Below are 17,038 nucleotides of genomic sequence, written 5' to 3' on the forward strand. Positions count from 1 at the left end.
CATTTCATTTAATAAAACCGCCTTTACGTAGAAACTCCTTGGCTATTTTTTTTCTTTTTAATTCCATAATATGAGTAAAGTTAAAAAATCGCTCAAGAGTTGAGGTATGCATGAAATCGGGTAATTCTACTTCTTTCTCTGACACTGGATTCACTAAATTGACGGTGGCAATCACGATAAGCTCCGTTTGGCTTTGTTCCGTCTGAGCATTGCGGAAGAATGCACCAAATAGAGGGATATCGCCGATGAGCGGTATTTTCTTAAGTGATTCTCTTTCGTTGCGGCTAATGAGGCCGCCTAATATGAAACTTTCGCCATCCCCTAATTCTAATGTTGTCGCTGCCTTACGTGTTCTGAGGGAGGGGTATGAGTCTCCACCATTAAGACTAAATGCTTTACCTATACTGCTGACTTCCTCATTTAAGACGATACGGATACGTTTTTTATCACTCACCTTTGCACCGATATTTAATTTAATACCAAACTCTTTATAGCTGACGTCCTTGCTGTTGGGGGTCGTGCTGACAATAGGTATTTCGCCACCGACTAAAAATGATGCGTTTTCACCCGATAAAACTGATAGGTTAGGTTCAGCTAAAACACGAGCAATGGCATCATCGTTGATGGCATGAACTAATGTACTGATGCCTTTGGCATTAAATTGAAATAACTGAAAAGAACCGACTGAGTCACCTATCGTGCTCCAGTTTATTCCAATATTTTCAGTAAAATCTTTTGTGACCTCTGCGATAGTTAGTTTTACATTGACCTGATTAGACTGTGATAATTTTAGCTTATTGATGATGCCAGAATATTTCGTAGTGTTTAAAGACTCATCATGAGAGTTTGTTATCCTCTTACTACCAATAGCTTCGCCAATAATATTAGCAATGGTGTCCTTGGCCTCTTCTGATTCGACCATTCCTGTGAGAATATAGCTACCACCTATTTTATTAATATTTACATCACTTTCTGGATATTCAACCTGTATTCTTTTATTTACATTAGTAATGATATTATTGACCATTATGGCCGATTTTATTATTGGTTTATGATTGCGGTTAAATAAAATAAATTCGGCCATTCCCTCATCTTTAGCATATACAACAACACTGGTTTTCCCTACGATCTCATAGTCGGCGATAGTGGCCGCAGATACAAAAACAGTATCTATCTCATCCTGAGTATTTATAATATATGACTCCCCAGTAGATAGATAAATAGGCTTAGCATTAGCCTTATTTATGGTTATCAGACATAGAACCATAATAAATATAAAAAATAGGCAGTTACTAATTATATAATTTAACCACGAAGTTTTCATCCTCTTAACTCTCTTATTGTGCGCAGTGTTGGAAGGATGTCATATAAATTTTTAGGTCTGATATTGTCCTTATCATGTGTGTAACTTGGTGTGAGGAATATATCACCTGCTTTTTCTACTATATGCATAAGGTCAAGATCCTCTGTTTTCATAATGACGGAAATATACCCCGGGAACAAATCTTCAGTCTTTTGATTTTTGCTGTTTTTTTCTGATAATTCGTTTTCTGAGTACTTTTTTATTCTTATCACTTTAATATTTTTAATAATTTCACTCAGTGAGTAACTTTGTTTTTTTCTATCATTAAGATGAGTTGCCATCACTGTGGTACTATTTTCAAAACCTTTACTCTTATCTGTTTCGAGCGTTCTCAATTGTATTGATAGTTCGTCACCAATATTTAATGTATCGAGTAAATATTCATTTTGTTTATTGATATTAAATTTATAAACGATATGACCATTTTTTAGATTCTGATGCATGAATTCATCACTATCAGGTGAAATAAGCATATCTTTCGTGATATATGACCCATTAATGATATTCGTTTTTAGTAAATATCCATTAATATTAGTCAGGGTAGTGAGGTCATTTTTTATCAGCTGACTTGACTCCAGAACTGTCGTTTTTTTTATGATATAGTCATTGGGAGTTAATAACATACCAGAGGATAAATCTCGTGTTGCTTTGACAAGTTTGATGGTGATTTCTTTTTCTTTATTGAGATTGATTAAATTATCCGATTTTTTATCATTATCTTCTGATCCCATTAGTATGCCAATAATTCCTATTGCAACTATAACAATAGATGAAAATAAAATAAATTTTCTATTCATAATTATTACCACTGATATTCTAAGAATAGCTTACCGTCTGTTTATAAAAACAGAGATAATAAAAAACCACTTGAAATTGCCACAGCATAAGGGACACCCCGCTGTTGAATATCTTTTTTATTGATCAATAAACCTATTAACATGACTACACCGCCCATAATTGCTGTGTAGATAATAAAATCAAGTGATTGCTCTATATTTAGAGCAAACAACAATGCACTGATTAACTTAACATCCCCCCCACCAATATAGTTAAAATAAAACAGAATGTAGCCGGTTAGTAGAGCCAATAGTGGAATAACAATGCTTACAGTATTGTATGTCAAAAAACCTAGAGCTAACGTATTAATGGCAGTAGTCATAACAAACCTATTGCTAATGATACGATGACGAATATCGCTATAACAGATTAGGAGCAATTGCAGTGCTAACGATACTATTAACAGTATTTGGAATGTATTCAATACTACTCCCTATGTTATGATAGGGTTAATATGACAACTTGGAGTTGCCATATTAACGTGGAAAGCTAAATTATGTCTTCTTAACCTTGTGGTTATGGATTTACAGAAGTCTTAGCTTTATCTACCAGTTCAGTCACTAATGTTGTTAAAGGCTCTTTAGCTGCAGTAATCAAAATACCTGCCAATGCAATAACCATCACGTATTCAATAATAGAACCACGCTGATTTTTCATAAATTCTTGTGCATTCAGTTGAGCAGTGACATAGCCTTTAGTGATTGAGTTCATCATGATTATTTTCCTTGTTAAATGTATTGGGAATATCCCGTTATATAGGTACTCATTAGGTATCTTGCTACTATCCGAATCGCTACGTTTTATATTCGTCTCGTTCGTAGTGGTAGCTATTAAACGGTTTTTTTTTCCGAAATTCCTTTTTGCAATCATCATTTAGTCTTTGAAAATTATATTAGCTTTATTGGGAGTATTAGTAATGTGGTTGATCGCCACCGAATAAGATAATAATGATTAAGACAGAGAGGAATGAGAGCCAACAGAAAGAAAAAAATGCCAGCAAGGAAATCAATTTTTTCCAGCGATTGCTTTGCAAAAAACTCTGTTTAGCGGACATGTCAAGAACTGATGTTGCCACACTATTGATGGGTAAAGGGAGCGTCGCTATTTGAAGAGACTCAGATGTGGCAGGCGTTGGGTCAGCCTCATCGTTTTTTTGCGCATTATCAGTCTTTCTACCAATACTCACCTGACTTACAGACCCCGTATAGCGCACACCTTTGCGTGGAATAGTATGAATAAGAGACTCTTTCAGCCCAACCTGCAGAAATGCCTTACGCAACATATAGAGTTGTCCATAATAACTGCTTTCACTGACTGCACCACGTTGTTCTTTCCATACCTGATTAATAATTTGTTCTTTTTCAGTCACCCCATTAAGCAACAATTGTAAAAACCTTAGGTTATTTTCAGTCAAAATGACAACTGAACCATCAGGACCATTTAAACAACGTTGTGTGGGAGAAAATAGTACCGTTCCTTCTAATTTAAACACAATCTCATTTGTCTCCATATTGATGGCTACCTATCCTGTATAAGGTGTTTTTTTATTCTTTGAGTCCGTTAATATTTTATCTTGTTGTGGGTAAGTCTGGTTTATGCTGCGTGAATTTTTCTCATTGATATTATCGGTCTAGAAAGTGATTTTTACCATGTAATAGCAATATTAAGGTTATTAATTCATTGTTGATTTGTCTTTACTTAAAGTCTCAATCTTTTTTAATGACTACCCGATGTATTCTTGCATGATGCAATTGTTTTTAACAAGCACGTATTTAGGCTGAGTATGCTATTTGTTATTATTATTTATCAGTGTTTCTTATTCGTTTATTATCTTTTATTTATCAACACGTTGTCATTGCGACATTAATCTTCCATATTTTTAGCGATGCTTTTTGTTTTTTCACCATAAGAAATTAAATATAATATTTATTATGAGTTCAGAAGGTGAAAAAATAGATAAATGATGAAAAAGGCGAGTTAAATTGGCGAGATAGTGAGTATTAGATTGAGTTCGCTATTGGTAAATCTGTTGGATGTGCCGATCTCATGGCGATTGGGGTAAACTGCAATGGTCTTAATCATCGACTATCTTAACCATCAACGACCTTAATCTGAGGCGGCCAGTTATGACAATGGATCTCTTTTCCCAGTTACCCGCAGAGCCTTGGACAGAAGAGTTATCCCCCGGAGCTATGGTTCTCCATCACTATGTTCAGGATCAGGTGCTATCACTGTTATCTGATGTTGCCGAAATAACCCATGTTGCTCCTTTTCGCCATCTTGTGACCCCTGGCGGTTATCGGATGTCTGTCGCGATGAGTAATTGTGGATCTGTGGGTTGGGTTAGCGATAAACAGGGGTATCGCTACAGTTCGATTGATCCTTTAACCCAAAAGCGTTGGCCCGCTATGCCTGATCGATTTTTGACTTTGGCTATTTTGGCTGCCCGCGAAGCCGGTTTTACCGATTTTCAACCCGATGCTTGTTTGATAAATCGCTATGATGTTGGGGCCAAATTGTCATTACATCAGGATAAAGATGAACTGGATTTACGCCAGCCAATTGTTTCCGTTTCACTAGGATTACCCGCAATATTTCAGTTTGGTGGGCTATCTCGTGAGGCAAAGTGTCAAAGAGTTTTATTGAGTGAAGGGGATGTCGTGGTGTGGGGCGGGCCATCACGTTTAAATTATCATGGCGTGCTGCCGATTAAAGCGGGATTTTCACCAAGCACGGGCGCATATCGGGTTAATTTAACCTTCCGCCATACTGGGCATACTGAGAAGCGATGAGAACTCATAAGAAAGCCCCGAATCTTGTCTGACAAAACTCGGGGCTAGGATGATGCTTATTGAGGTTTTATGACGGCTGATGCTCTTTTTTATGCAGTAGCATGTAGACCGCCGGAATCACCAGCATTGAAAGCAGCGGTGCACTAACCATCCCACCAATCATCGGGGCAGCAATTCGCTGCATAACTTCTGAACCTGTGCCGCCTCCCCACATGATGGGAAGTAGGCCTGCCATAATGGTGGCGACGGTCATAGCTTTTGGTCGTACACGCAGCACGGCACCTTCGTGAATGGCTGCGCTCATCTCGCGGTGGCTCATGGCAACACCCGGCTGCTGATGTTTTTTCACCGCTTGATTAAGATACAGCACCATGATGACCCCGAACTCCGCCGCAACCCCCGCCAGTGCAATAAAGCCAACCGCGGCGGCAACAGAAAAGTTATATCCCAGCCCATAGAGCAACCAGACCCCACCAATCAGCGCAAAGGGCAGAGTCGTCATGATCAGGGCTGCATCACGGACACTACTGAACGTCACATACAACAGTACGAAAATAATCATCAAGGTGACAGGCAGTACAATTTTTAGTTTTGCTGTCGCCCGTTCCAGATATTCAAATTGCCCAGACCAACTAAGTGAGACGCCCTCTGGCAAAGTAATTTGCTGGGCGACGGCTTGTTGCATCTCCGTGACGGCTGATTTCAGATCCCGTCCCCGTAAATCAATATATACCCAGTCAGACAGGCGGGCATTTTCACTTTTCAGCATAGGCGGGCCTTCTGCCACCTTGATATCCGCCAGTTCCGATAGCGCCACTTGCCCGCCACTGGCGGTCACCACCGGCAGATCACGTAATTTCTGGAGTGAATCACGTATTTCCCGTGGATAACGTAGATTGATAGGATAACGTTCACGACCTTCAATCGTTTCGCCGATGTTCTGTCCGCCAATCACCGTTTCTACTAGTGATTGCAGTTCCTTGACCGAGACACCATAGCGGGCAGCACGCTTGCGATCGATATCAATATCGACATAGCGACCACCCGCAAGGCGTTCAGAAAGTGCTGAGGTGACGCCCGGTACTTTGCGCACCACCTGCTCAATTTGCTGTGCCACTTGCTCAATTTGCTGCACATTCTTACCGTTGACCTTTATCCCGACCGGACTTTTAATTCCCGTCGACAGCATATCCAGCCGGTTACGGATCGGGGGAACCCACAGATTAGCAATGCCGGGAACGTTAACGGTAGCATCCAACTCTTCGATCAATTTATCCATGGTCATACCGGGCCGCCACTGATCTTTGGGCTTAAAACGGATAGTCGTTTCGATCATGGTAAGGGGCGCGGGATCCGTTGCCGTCTCGGCTCGTCCGGCTTTACCAAACACGGTATCCACTTCGGGAACGGTTTTGATCAGGCGATCAGTTTGTTGCAATAAATGGCTGGCCTCACGGACAGAAATCCCCGGTAGTGTCGAGGGCATATACAGCAAATCGCCTTCATCCAGTGCCGGCATGAATTCGCTGCCTAAGCGACTGAGCGGATACAGTGTGACGAGTAACAGCATGCCCGCAATGGCCAATGTGGTTTTTGGCCGAGCCAGTACGGCAGTTAACACCGGATGGTAGAGGGTGATCAGCCAGCGGTTGATAGGGTTGGCATTTTCGTCAGGAATTTTTCCGCGAATAAAGTAGCCCATTAATACTGGCACCAATGTGATGGCTAACCCTGCGGAAACCGCCATGGCATAGGTTTTGGTAAAGGCTAGCGGCGAAAACATTCGCCCCTCTTGTGCCTGCAAGGTAAAGACTGGAATAAATGACAGGGTGATTATCAATAAGCTGCAAAACAGTGCTGGGCCGACTTCAATCGCCGCTTGTTCTGAAATGCGCCAATAATCTTGGCTAACGGGTGTCTGTCCTGGATTATCTCGTCGCCATTGCTCTAACACTTTGTGCATGTTTTCGATCATGACAATCGCCGCATCCACCATGGCACCAATGGCAATGGCAATGCCCCCCAAAGACATAATATTGGCATTAACACCTTGATAGTGCATGACAATAAAGGCACCAAGGATACCCAGCGGTAGGGTAATGATTGCCACTAAGGCAGAGCGGAAATGGAATAAAAATAGCGAGCAGATGACTGCTACGACCAAAAATTCCTCCAGCAATTTAAACGACAAACTGTCAATGGCTTGAGTAATGAGCTGTGAGCGGTCATAAACGGGCACGATTTCTACCCCAGCGGGTAAACTCCGCTGAATCTGTTGCAGTTTCTCTTTCACACCATTGATAGTTTCTAGGGCGTTTTTGCCATAGCGCATCACAATGATACCCCCAGCCACTTCCCCTTCGCCATTCAGTTCCGCAACCCCACGCCGCATTTCTGGCCCCATACGCACGGTGGAAACATCGGACAGTAAAATAGGGATGCCGCTACGGGCAGTTATCACGATATTTCTAAAATCATCCAGCGTTTTCAGGTAGCCGCTCGCGCGTACCATATATTCGGCAGCGCCCATTTCCAGTACAGAACCGCCGCCTTCTTGGTTGCTGTCGGCAATGGCATTGGCAATTTGCTGATGGGAGAGATTCAGCGCTCGCATTCGTTCGGGGTCGAGCACTACTTGATACTGACGTACCATGCCGCCGACACTGGCGACTTCCGAGACATTCGGCACGGTTTTCAATTCAAATTTGAGTGTCCAATCCTGCAAGGCGCGCAGATCCGCCAAACTGTGTTTGCCGGTTCGATCAATTAAGGCATATTCATAGATCCAACCGACGCCAGTTGCATCCGGCCCCAATGAGGCTTTGGCTTCGGTAGGCAGAGTGGATTGCACTTGACTGAGATATTCCAGTACGCGTGAACGCGCCCAGTAAGGGTCGGTACCATCATCAAAAAGTACGTAGACATAGGCATCGCCGAACATGGAAAAGCCGCGCACTGTTTTGGCTCCGGGTACGGATAGCATGGTGGTAGTCAATGGATAAGTGACCTGATCCTCGATCACTTGTGGTGCTTTGCCGGGATAGCTGACGCGAATGATGACTTGCGTATCTGACAGGTCCGGCAAGGCATCCAGCGGTGTCTGTTGCAGGGACCAAATCCCCCATGCTGCCATCATCACCGCCCCCAACAGCACCAATAGCCGGTTGCGCAATGACCAGCGGATAATGGCTGCAATCATAAGTGGCTCCCATGGATATCTGTGTTGTTATGGGTTTTTACTGGTTGGATCTGGCGGATCTGCGCACCTTGCTCATTTAAGGTGAAGGTAAAATTCACCTGACTGCCGACAGTAATTTCTGGCGATAAATTGCCCGGTGGCAGCAAGAAATCCATGGTCATTGCCCCCCATTTCAATGTAGCTATCGGGCCATGGGACAAGGTGATCGTTGAGCCGTTAATCGCATTGACCTCTCCTTGTACTGAGTAGACATCAACCGGCGTTTTCGCGCTGTCATCTATGACTGGCGTGGGGGTTTCAGCGGTGTCATCCATTTGCGGCAAGGCACTTTGTAAACTGGCTTCTGAATCAATCAGGAATTGCCCTGAGGTTACGACAAGCTGGCCGTCGCTCAACCCTGATTTGATCTCAACCCAGCCATCCTGAGTTTGTCCGGCACTGACCTCTACCGGTTTAAAATGACCATTACCTTGCGCCAGCAACACCCTATTGCGGTTGCCGCTCATCAGTAACGCTTCCTGCGGAATGGCGAGCACGGGTTCAAGGTTACCCGATTGCGCAGACTGCACATTCAGGTACATACCCGGTTTTAGCTTCTGCTGGGGGTTTTCCAAAACGATTCGCGCTTTTAGAGTGCGGGTGGTGAGATCCATATTGGGTAATAACTCACTCACTTTGCCGTGAAAGACATCACCTGGCCAACTGGCGGTGGTGGCGGAAATCTCACTGCCCATTTGGACTAAACTGGCTTGTGATTGTGGGTAATCCACTACGATCCACACAGGATCAAGATTGGCTAATTCAAATAACGATTGGGTTGCTGTCACTTGTGAACCTGCGCGGATATCCAGCTTATTGACGTAACCATTGGCAGGGGAGCGTAATGTCACCCGAGTTTGTGGTTGACCACTTTTTTCTACGCTGCGAATCACCTCTTCTGGCATAAATTGCAGTTGTAGCCGCTGGCGGGCGGCGGCGGTTAATGGGCTATCACCCAACTGCCGAATGGCCAAATACTCCTGCTGCGCGGCACTCCAATCCGGTATCCATAACTGTGCTAAGGGCTGATTTTTCATCACCGGTTGCTGATCGGCTCTCACATATAATTGCTCGATAATGCCGTTCGCCCGTGCTGCGATCACTTGCACGCCACGTTCATCTGTCGCGACAGTGCCATAACCCGTAAGGCGATAGTCGAGTGTCCGCATTTCAGCCGGTGCGGTGCGCCCCCCCAGATTTTGTTGTTGGCGGGCGCTGATGGTCACGCCGCCATCGTCCTCGGTTTCGCCGGCATAACGCGGCACTAACTCCATATCCATAAAGGGCGATTTTCCCGGTTTATCGAAGCGCTGGCCGGGGGACATCGGATCATACCAATAAAGTACTTTACGGCTATTCTCTACGGGGGGGTCAGCACGGGTTGCCATCGCTGACGTGGCATGGGGCGCGGGTTTCCCTAATAGATAGCCAGTGAGGCCACTGATGACGGCGACAGCCACTAAAGTCAGACTGAATAACTTTTTCATCGCGCGATCTCCTGCGGGGTCAGATAACGGATGGCAGCCCAAGTACGCGCTAATTCACGGGCGGCGTTGCTGGTATTGAGTTGGCTGTCGAGTAGGGCGCGTCTTGCTTCCAATACACTGCTCAAATCGCTTTTATTGGCTTGATACTGCGTCATGATTAAATCAACTCGTTGTTTTTGCAGCGGTAAAACTTCATTAGTCTGCCGCTGCCATAGTTGCTGCGTGGCCTGATACTGCGCCAGCAGGGTATCGAGCTGCGCCCGATGATCACGGGTCAGTAAGGTCAGTTGGTCATTGGCTTCCATAGTGCGAGAAACATCGGCGGCATAGTCTTTATCCTGACGTTGCGAGCGGAATAGCGGGAGGTCGACAGTTATCATCACCCCCGCCATATCGTCATACTCTTGCGCTCGTTTGGCGTAATAAACTTCAATACCAATGTCTGGTGTGGCAGCAATAGCGGATTGTGCTGAACGCGCTTTGGCTACTTCGGCCTCACGGCTGGCAAGCAAGACTTCTGGATGCTGATTAATGGCATCGCGCAAGACGGCGATATCAGCGGGTAGACGAGTGAAGGAGGGCAGCGGGCCATTGATGTGTTGAACCTCAATACCAGTCAACTGAGTCAGTTGGGTTTGCGCCAATGCCACATCGCGCTGGGCAGTGGTTAATCTATCTTGCATGGCGGAAAGTGTCAGGCGGGCATCCAGCACTGAACTGGGTAACGTGCTACCGCTGGCGACGCCAGCACGTTGTAATCCCACTTGTTTTTCACTCTCTCGCACCAAGATTTTGGCATCACTCACTGCCTGTTCAGTCAGTGCTAGATCCAGCCAAGCTTGCGCGGTCTCTTTTTGTAGCCGGGTACGGATAGTTTCGCTACCCGCCGCGGTTTTGCGGGCTTCAGCACTCAGGGTATCGGCTTTTCTCTGCCGCTTATCACTGCTGACATAATCCTGCATGATGCCAACTCGCTGCATCGTCATACCCTCACGGGTAAAACGGCGGTCATTATTGCCTCCGACTGGTAGGTTTTCTATGCCAAATTTCAGCTTGGGATCAGGCAGTTGAGTGGCAGAACTTGCCATATTTTCGAGTGCATTAACCTGATGTTGATTGGCAGACAATTCGGCAGAATAGTGCTGCGCGGAAACCAGCGCTTGTTCCAATGTGATATTCGCGCCATAGCTGAGGGTGGGCAGGCCCAATGCTACAGCCATCAACCAGCGGGCCAGTCCTAAGTTCAATGCAGCCGAAAACCGCACCTGCTGTGGGTGATTAAATTGAGGGTTCATTTTGGCTCCCGCCTTACGGCTGCTGTGCTGAGATGGCGGTGAGCTGATAACCTTGTTCAGTCTGGCGGAAGCTGAATGTGACCTGCGTCCCCACGGGGAGGGGGGCGGCCAGCAAATCATCCGGCAGGTCGAAAGTCATGGTCATAGGGGGCCAGTTTAGGGCCGCAATTGCACTGTGGGCGATGGAAACACGGGTGGCATTCCAGGCTTTGATTTGCCCACGGGAGTGGTAGTTATTGGTGTCTTTCGCCGCAGGGTTATCATGTGCAGTATCGGTCATCATCGCCCCATGGTCATGGGACATTGGCATGTTGTCAGCCATAGGCACGGTAGCCGCGAAAAGAGAAGTGGAGAACAGTGCCGCAGCACAAAACACGATACCCGCCGTAGCGGAAAGGGCGTGGGATAAGACTTTCATAGAAATAGCTCCAAAACATAAAGTAAACACAACACGCCAAAACGGCGTGAATAATGTGATTAAAAATGTCTGGATCTATTCTCTAAATCGGCAAAAAGCGATTTCAGTGGGTGGCCCGACAATGGGGGGAGTGTGCCAGTCAACATGATGCACACGTGGTGTTTGCTGTGCATCTGCCAACATTAGTTCCGTGTGGGTCGGCAGTACCGCGAGCACCAGTACTCCGCTATCAGACTGAATCGAGTCTGGAACACAGTGTTTTTCACACAAAGAGTTTTGCGCTTGACCATGCGACATATCCATCATTGATGGCATCGCGTGCATTGATGAGTGCTGTAAACGATCTGGCTGTAAATGCCCTTGATGCTGGGTGAATACCGGTGAAGCGGCAGGGGTAATATCACACTGATGGCCAGCAATAGCCAATTGCGCATTGAGGATCAACCAGCAGGCAACCAGCAGCATACCGCACATGCGCATTTTACTGGCGCGCATCCGGTGCATAAGCTGTGGTAATCCCTTAAATGCTGGCATGTTTACCCTGAATAAGTGGCGGTATTAAATAGCCCTGTCAGCGAGTATAGGACTATCTCCCTGTTTTTAGAATGGTTTTGTCCGGTTACGCGGAATGAAATGAAAGGTTATTAAAAGGTTAGCATGATGAATTTGTTAGATTTATTTTTAAGCCACGGGAGAAAATACAGTGAGTCGCAGCGAAAATTTACTTATCTTTAAACACTAGCCATCGTGAAACCCGCATCAGCCGAACCGACGGGGGAAATATCAATAACCCATATCAGGGAAATAGGTGGCATTTTAGAAAGGGTGTGCATCATATCATTGCAAATAATAATGCCTCTCAATATTATTTGTATTTATATAATAATCACGAATGAATTTAACTCGTTATCAGATTGCAGCCGGATAAAATTTGCACGCTAAGGGTTAATAGACTTGAGCAATGAAATGAAGAGGATGGCGTGTGGGCACGACAAATGAATACCCGGACAGTCAACGTTTGTTAGCAGACCCTTTGGTTGGCAGTGACCCATGGTGGCAGCAGATAGCGCAATGGGGAACTCCACTGGTGGAACCAGTCGCGGCTGGCAAAGTAAAACTGACCTTCCTGTGGCGTGATCGGCAAGCAAAGGCACACGACGCAGTTTATATCGATGTTAACGGCGTCACTGACCACCATAGCGTGCACCCTGAAACCCTCCAGCATTTGGGCCAGACGGATGTGTGGTATTGGCAGGCTGAGGTGGAGTCTGATTTTCGCGGCAGTTATTGCTTTATTCCTGTTACTGCCGAGCAGTGCCTAAATTTGCCCGAAGGGACAGTACAAGAACGGCGTCAGGCGCAGCGTAATTGGTGGATTTCATTGCTAGATCGGGCAGAAAACGATCCGTTAAATCCCACGGCCGCCCATGGTAGTTACCGGGGAAGGCCACTGTCAGCGGTGCATTTGGCAGATGCCTTGCCCCAGCTTGCTTGGCAGCCAATTGATGCGGGCCAAGCACTGCCAACCGATCCAACGCGGTTGCAGTTGATCACTTGGCATAGCACGCGGTTAGGTAATCATCGCAAGGTGTGGATTTACCACACAATTGATAGCCAAGGTCTCGGCGCGGAAGATAAAACCGAGCGTCCATTGGCCATCTTGCTCGATGGTCAGTATTGGGCGCAGGGGCAGACGATATTTGGTGTATTGGATAATGAAACGGCTGCCGGTCGTTTACCCGCCAGTGTCTATGTGTTGATCGATATTATCGACCAACCGCATCGCGCGCAGGAATTACCCTGCAATCAGGATTTTTGGCAGGCACTACAAACTGAACTACTGCCACAAGTGGCCTTGCTGCAACCTTTCACTGAGAAGGCTTCTCGTACTGTGGTTGCTGGGCAAAGTTTTGGTGGATTGGCGTCGTTATACGCTGGATTACATTGGCCGCAGCGTTTTGGCTGTGTACTGAGCCAGTCAGGGTCATTTTGGTGGCCAGATGTTGATAATCTTAAGGTATTGACAGCGGGAACGGCTAAATGTCGGGGCTGGCTGACCGAACAGGTTTACCAAGGTTTGGGGGCGGGCCATCCATTGGATATTTTTATGGAGGCAGGCCGTCGTGAGAATGTGATTTATCAAGTCAATGAAGCCATGAGTGAAGCGCTGCGTCAGGCGGGGCATCGGTTGCATTATCGAATTTATGCTGGTGGCCACGATGCTTTGTGCTGGCGCGGTGGCTTGATTGATGGGTTGCACTGTTTATTAGGTTCCCCAGAAGGATGATTGGGGAAGTGTAAGCAACAAAATGCCAATAAAAAGGCTGTAAACAATGTGGTTTTTTAACCCAAGATACTCGGGCATAGCCACACCGAGGGGCGCTCTGGCGGCTTATGCCGCTATGGCCTCATCGGCATGCACTCCCCAATAACAGCGTTTGTCAGCAATCTGACATTCATCTGTTTTTATCGCCGATTTTTGCCATTTCTTTCGTGTTCGGCGATCAGAATCAAGAGCAGAACTATTCAGTAAAGCCCTAAAACCGGCCCTTTGGGATCACGAGCGGGGTATGCGACACCGGATCATCAATGATCAAACATGGCATACCAAACACCTGCTCCACCAGATCGGCCGTGATCACTTCCCGAGGATTGCCCTGTGCAACAATCTGCCCATCGCGCATGGCGATAATATGGGTGGCATAGCGGCAGGCATGATTAAGATCATGCAAGACAGCAACGAGGGTATGATTATGCTGCTGATTCAATTCACTAAATAATTCAAGTAAATCAATCTGATGAGCAATATCCAAATAAGTCGTTGGCTCATCCAACAGTAATAATGGCGTTTGCTGTGCCAGCACCATGGCTATCCAAACACGCTGACGCTGCCCGCCGGATAAGGCATCTACCGGTCTGTCAGCCAGATCACTCACCCCCGTGGCTTGCATCGCATTGCTGACGGCCAGCTTGTCGGCTTGTGTCCACTGCTGTAATAATTTTTGATGAGGATAGCGACCCCGCGCGACCAAATCCAGCACGCTGATACCGTCCGGGGCCTGCGAACTTTGCGGCAATAACCCTAAATGACGTGCAACGTGCCGGGTGTCAACGCGAGCAATATTCTTGCCATCTAAAATGACCTGACCGGCTTGCGGTTTGAGTAAACGGCTTAAGGCTCGCAGCAATGTCGATTTCCCACAGGCATTTGGGCCGACAATAACCGTAAATTCCCCATCTGGAATGACAACACTCAGATTTTCACTGATTATCTTACCGTCATAACCCAGAGTCAGGGCCTGGGCCTGCAAACGAGCAGCGTGTGTGGCAGGGCTGACAATATTCATGAGCGCCCGGACTCCCGGATTAAAAGCCAAATAAGATACAAGCCGCCAATGCTGATGGTAACCACACCAACTGGCAACTGATTCGGTAAAAATAGGTGCTGGGCGCACAAATCAGCCGCAATCAATAATAGCGCCCCCATCAGCGCAGAAGCTGTTAAGGTGACGGAAGGGGTGCCTGTCAGACGTTTGGCAATCTGTGGTGCAGCTAAAGCAATAAAGGATATTGGCCCGGCAACGGCAGTGACTGCTGCCATCAAAATGACGCCAATCGCCATCAAGCTCAAACGGGTTCTTTCGACTGGAACACCTAAAGCCCCGGCGGCATCATCACCCATTTCCAGCAATGGCATGCGCCGACTGAGTAACATAGCAGCTCCGATAGCCATAAAGATAAACATCACGGATGGCAGCCCTTTCGCCCACGTCAGCCCATTAAGCGAACCGGCTCCCCATGCGGCGGCGGTCATTGCGGCTTCCAATGATGCCGTGATGGTCAGCCAGGTATTAAATGCCGTGAGCATCGCCCCCATTGCAATACCGACAATAATTAAGCGAAATCCCTGAATTCCTTGGCGGTAAGCCAACAGATACACCGCCATGGCGGAGAGCAATCCACCGCCGAGGGCGCTACTGGCTATCTCAAAATAGTTGCCGTTAAACAACGTGATCGCCACTAGCGCTCCGGTATAAGCGCCAGCATTAAATCCAATAATATCGGGGCTGCCTAACGGGTTGCGCACCAGTGATTGAAATATTGCGCCACTGATACCCAGCGCGGCACCAAAAATCAATGCCATCAGCGCTCGGGGCAACCGCCACTGATTGACAATAATATTCGCCGCTCCTTCGGCGTGGCCGAATAAGGCAGTAATGACTTGCAGGGGAGATAACGAGAGAGTGCCAACCATTAATGCCAGCATGGCCCCCAATAGACAGGTTAGCAGCAATAAACAACCAACAATCAGGCGGCGTGGCTGAATACGTAGATTTATCGGGCCATCAGGTTGGCCCAATAACCACGGGGAAGTGACGGGTTTCATAGTGCGGTCATCCTTTTATTCCGTCGAACCAGCCAGATCAATAATGGCGCGCCAATAAACGCGGTTACGACGGAGACCCGCAATTCTCCGGGGACCAGAAAGCGGCCAACGATATCAGAGACCAATAACAAAATGGGGGTCATCACCAAAGTAAAAGGTAATACCCAACATTGATTCGGCCCGACAATCCAGCGAGCAATATGCGGCACCATTAGGCCAACAAAGGCGATAGGGCCTACTGCAGCGGTGGCAGCACCACAGAGTAAAGTGACAGTAACAACGGCCCAAAACTGAGTTTGGGCAATACGTGTCCCCATTGCTGCGGCTAAATCTTCCCCCATATGCATTGCATTGAGGGGCCGGGCCAGCAACAAAGCAATGATACAGCCGAGAACAATGGCCGGTGTGACGGCTATCACCACGGACATATTGCGGATATCCAGCGAACCGGCTTGCCAGAAGCGCACACTGTCATAGACCTGTGGGTGGGTCAGTGATATCCCGGTCGAAATCCCCAATAAGACAGCGGCGATGGCCACACCTGAGAGGGTGAGGCGTAGAGGATTCACCCGTCCACCCCCCAGTGTGCCGACCCAATACACCACCAGTGTTGTCACCATGGCACCGATAAATGCGGAAATCATATAGCCATAAATGGCATGAACGCCGAAAACGGTAATGCCGACCACTACCGCAAAGCTGGCGCCAGCATTGACGCCTAAAATCCCCGGATCAGCCAGTGGATTGCGGGTAAGGGCTTGAATCACTGCTCCCGATAACCCCAGCGCGGCACCAGCAAGTACACCAATTAAGGTTCGCGGCAGGCGTGATTCCAAAATTAAAATACTGTCTGCGTTATTGTGATGCCCAAGTAAACTCTGCCAGACCACCGAAAAAGGGATCGCTTTAGCACCGAGCATCAGGCTAGCAGCCATAACCAATATCAATGCAATAATACTGAGTAATAGCAAAACCCCCGGATGGTAGGATGCGCTTCCCCCTATAGTCGGGACCGGTTTTGCTGATTTTAATGAAGATGAGGTTGAGGAGTCAGTTGCTGGCATTGTAACTCTTTGTTAACAAATGAGTATTCTTATCGTTTTGATTATCATTATTATTTGTTTGATGCATACTACCACGACTTATTATGGGAATGCATTGGCAATTTTTTGCCGGTTGATTTTGATGCCAAGCACCTATTTTGAGCTGCCGAGCGAAGAG

The 17,038-nt window shown here is 46.8% G+C and carries 15 protein-coding genes; 2 read left to right on the top strand and 13 right to left on the bottom strand.

The genetic code is table 11. The features are described 5' to 3' along the window. Window positions 1-4 precede the first annotated feature (4 nt). The 5 genes from ACIOG0_RS02830 to ACIOG0_RS02850 all read right to left on the bottom strand — a co-directional run bounded on the left by ACIOG0_RS02830 (window position 5) and on the right by ACIOG0_RS02850 (window position 3,710). Window positions 5-1,324 (bottom strand): type II and III secretion system protein family protein, encoded by a 1,320-nt coding sequence (locus tag ACIOG0_RS02830; protein ID WP_128451221.1) that lies wholly within the window; start codon window positions 1,322-1,324, stop codon window positions 5-7. After that, window positions 1,321-2,160, bottom strand: coding sequence for a tight adherance operon protein (locus ACIOG0_RS02835; protein ID WP_404704927.1), 840 nt, complete (start codon window positions 2,158-2,160; stop codon window positions 1,321-1,323). Before ACIOG0_RS02835 ends, ACIOG0_RS02830 begins: the two co-directional genes overlap by 4 nt. 41 nt (window positions 2,161-2,201) lie before the next feature. Then, a complete protein-coding gene (locus ACIOG0_RS02840; RefSeq protein ID WP_050097805.1) occupies window positions 2,202-2,624 on the bottom strand; it encodes a prepilin peptidase in 423 nt (140 codons plus the stop codon). 92 nt (window positions 2,625-2,716) lie between these two features. After that, window positions 2,717-2,914 carry a hypothetical protein gene (locus ACIOG0_RS02845; RefSeq protein ID WP_050097806.1) on the bottom strand — a complete coding sequence of 66 codons (198 nt, stop codon included), beginning with the start codon at window positions 2,912-2,914 and terminating at the stop codon, window positions 2,717-2,719. A gap of 196 nt (window positions 2,915-3,110) precedes the next feature. Next, entirely contained in the window at window positions 3,111-3,710 is a 600-nt protein-coding gene (locus ACIOG0_RS02850) for a hypothetical protein (RefSeq protein WP_050140163.1), read from the bottom strand. 616 nt (window positions 3,711-4,326) lie between these two features. Here ACIOG0_RS02850 and alkB point away from each other — a divergent pair. After that, a complete protein-coding gene (alkB, locus tag ACIOG0_RS02855) occupies window positions 4,327-4,992 on the top strand; it encodes a DNA oxidative demethylase AlkB (RefSeq protein ID WP_050097808.1) in 666 nt (221 codons plus the stop codon). Window positions 4,993-5,059: 67 nt separating this feature from the next. Here the strand turns inward: alkB and ACIOG0_RS02860 are convergent, their stop codons facing one another. The 5 genes from ACIOG0_RS02860 to ACIOG0_RS02880 all read right to left on the bottom strand — a co-directional run bounded on the left by ACIOG0_RS02860 (window position 5,060) and on the right by ACIOG0_RS02880 (window position 11,934). Continuing rightward, window positions 5,060-8,191, bottom strand: a complete 3,132-nt coding sequence (locus tag ACIOG0_RS02860) for an efflux RND transporter permease subunit (RefSeq protein ID WP_128451224.1) — start codon at window positions 8,189-8,191, stop codon at window positions 5,060-5,062. After that, complete coding sequence (locus ACIOG0_RS02865; protein ID WP_128451225.1) at window positions 8,188-9,717, bottom strand: efflux RND transporter periplasmic adaptor subunit; 1,530 nt, start codon at window positions 9,715-9,717, stop codon at window positions 8,188-8,190. Before ACIOG0_RS02865 ends, ACIOG0_RS02860 begins: the two co-directional genes overlap by 4 nt. Beyond that, window positions 9,714-11,012 carry a TolC family protein gene (locus ACIOG0_RS02870; protein WP_050097811.1) on the bottom strand — a complete coding sequence of 433 codons (1,299 nt, stop codon included), beginning with the start codon at window positions 11,010-11,012 and terminating at the stop codon, window positions 9,714-9,716. The genes ACIOG0_RS02865 and ACIOG0_RS02870 overlap by 4 nt, the downstream gene beginning before the upstream one ends. Window positions 11,013-11,025: 13 nt before the next feature. After that, entirely contained in the window at window positions 11,026-11,430 is a 405-nt protein-coding gene (locus ACIOG0_RS02875) for a copper-binding protein (RefSeq protein ID WP_050097812.1), read from the bottom strand. A 75-nt stretch (window positions 11,431-11,505) separates the two neighbouring features. After that, a complete protein-coding gene (locus ACIOG0_RS02880) occupies window positions 11,506-11,934 on the bottom strand; it encodes a hypothetical protein (RefSeq protein WP_050098146.1) in 429 nt (142 codons plus the stop codon). A gap of 478 nt (window positions 11,935-12,412) precedes the next feature. Between ACIOG0_RS02880 and fes the strand changes: the two genes are divergently transcribed. Then, a complete protein-coding gene (gene fes, locus ACIOG0_RS02885; protein WP_128451226.1) occupies window positions 12,413-13,717 on the top strand; it encodes an enterochelin esterase in 1,305 nt (434 codons plus the stop codon). A 250-nt stretch (window positions 13,718-13,967) separates the two neighbouring features. On the opposite strand, the gene ACIOG0_RS02890 is transcribed toward fes, so the two are convergent. Genes ACIOG0_RS02890 through fepD form a run of 3 tightly spaced genes read right to left on the bottom strand, consistent with a single transcriptional unit; the run spans window position 13,968 to window position 16,881 of the window. Next, entirely contained in the window at window positions 13,968-14,777 is an 810-nt protein-coding gene (locus tag ACIOG0_RS02890) for an ABC transporter ATP-binding protein (RefSeq protein ID WP_050097814.1), read from the bottom strand. Further along, complete coding sequence (gene fepG / locus ACIOG0_RS02895) at window positions 14,774-15,817, bottom strand: iron-enterobactin ABC transporter permease (protein ID WP_050097815.1); 1,044 nt, start codon at window positions 15,815-15,817, stop codon at window positions 14,774-14,776. The genes ACIOG0_RS02890 and fepG overlap by 4 nt, the downstream gene beginning before the upstream one ends. Continuing rightward, a complete protein-coding gene (gene fepD / locus ACIOG0_RS02900; RefSeq protein ID WP_128451227.1) occupies window positions 15,814-16,881 on the bottom strand; it encodes a Fe(3+)-siderophore ABC transporter permease in 1,068 nt (355 codons plus the stop codon). Before fepD ends, fepG begins: the two co-directional genes overlap by 4 nt. Window positions 16,882-17,038 lie beyond the last annotated feature (157 nt).

Origin of the sequence: Yersinia vastinensis (assembly GCF_044905075.1) — a bacterium.
Lineage (GTDB): Bacteria > Pseudomonadota > Gammaproteobacteria > Enterobacterales > Enterobacteriaceae > Yersinia > Yersinia vastinensis.

What these genes read in the sequence shown, in the direction of transcription:
- ACIOG0_RS02830 (WP_128451221.1), bottom strand. Translation starts at nt 1,324, where the DNA reads ATGAAAACTTCGTGGTTAAATTATATAATTAGTAACTGCCTATTTTTT.
- ACIOG0_RS02835 (WP_404704927.1), bottom strand. Translation starts at nt 2,160, where the DNA reads ATGAATAGAAAATTTATTTTATTTTCATCTATTGTTATAGTTGCAATA.
- ACIOG0_RS02845 (WP_050097806.1), bottom strand. Translation starts at nt 2,914, where the DNA reads ATGATGAACTCAATCACTAAAGGCTATGTCACTGCTCAACTGAATGCA.
- ACIOG0_RS02850 (WP_050140163.1), bottom strand. Translation starts at nt 3,710, where the DNA reads ATGGAGACAAATGAGATTGTGTTTAAATTAGAAGGAACGGTACTATTT.
- alkB (WP_050097808.1), top strand. Translation starts at nt 4,327, where the DNA reads ATGACAATGGATCTCTTTTCCCAGTTACCCGCAGAGCCTTGGACAGAA.
- ACIOG0_RS02860 (WP_128451224.1), bottom strand. Translation starts at nt 8,191, where the DNA reads ATGATTGCAGCCATTATCCGCTGGTCATTGCGCAACCGGCTATTGGTG.
- ACIOG0_RS02865 (WP_128451225.1), bottom strand. Translation starts at nt 9,717, where the DNA reads ATGAAAAAGTTATTCAGTCTGACTTTAGTGGCTGTCGCCGTCATCAGT.
- ACIOG0_RS02870 (WP_050097811.1), bottom strand. Translation starts at nt 11,012, where the DNA reads ATGAACCCTCAATTTAATCACCCACAGCAGGTGCGGTTTTCGGCTGCA.
- ACIOG0_RS02875 (WP_050097812.1), bottom strand. Translation starts at nt 11,430, where the DNA reads ATGAAAGTCTTATCCCACGCCCTTTCCGCTACGGCGGGTATCGTGTTT.
- ACIOG0_RS02880 (WP_050098146.1), bottom strand. Translation starts at nt 11,934, where the DNA reads ATGCACCGGATGCGCGCCAGTAAAATGCGCATGTGCGGTATGCTGCTG.
- ACIOG0_RS02890 (WP_050097814.1), bottom strand. Translation starts at nt 14,777, where the DNA reads ATGAATATTGTCAGCCCTGCCACACACGCTGCTCGTTTGCAGGCCCAG.
- fepG (WP_050097815.1), bottom strand. Translation starts at nt 15,817, where the DNA reads ATGAAACCCGTCACTTCCCCGTGGTTATTGGGCCAACCTGATGGCCCG.
- fepD (WP_128451227.1), bottom strand. Translation starts at nt 16,881, where the DNA reads ATGCCAGCAACTGACTCCTCAACCTCATCTTCATTAAAATCAGCAAAA.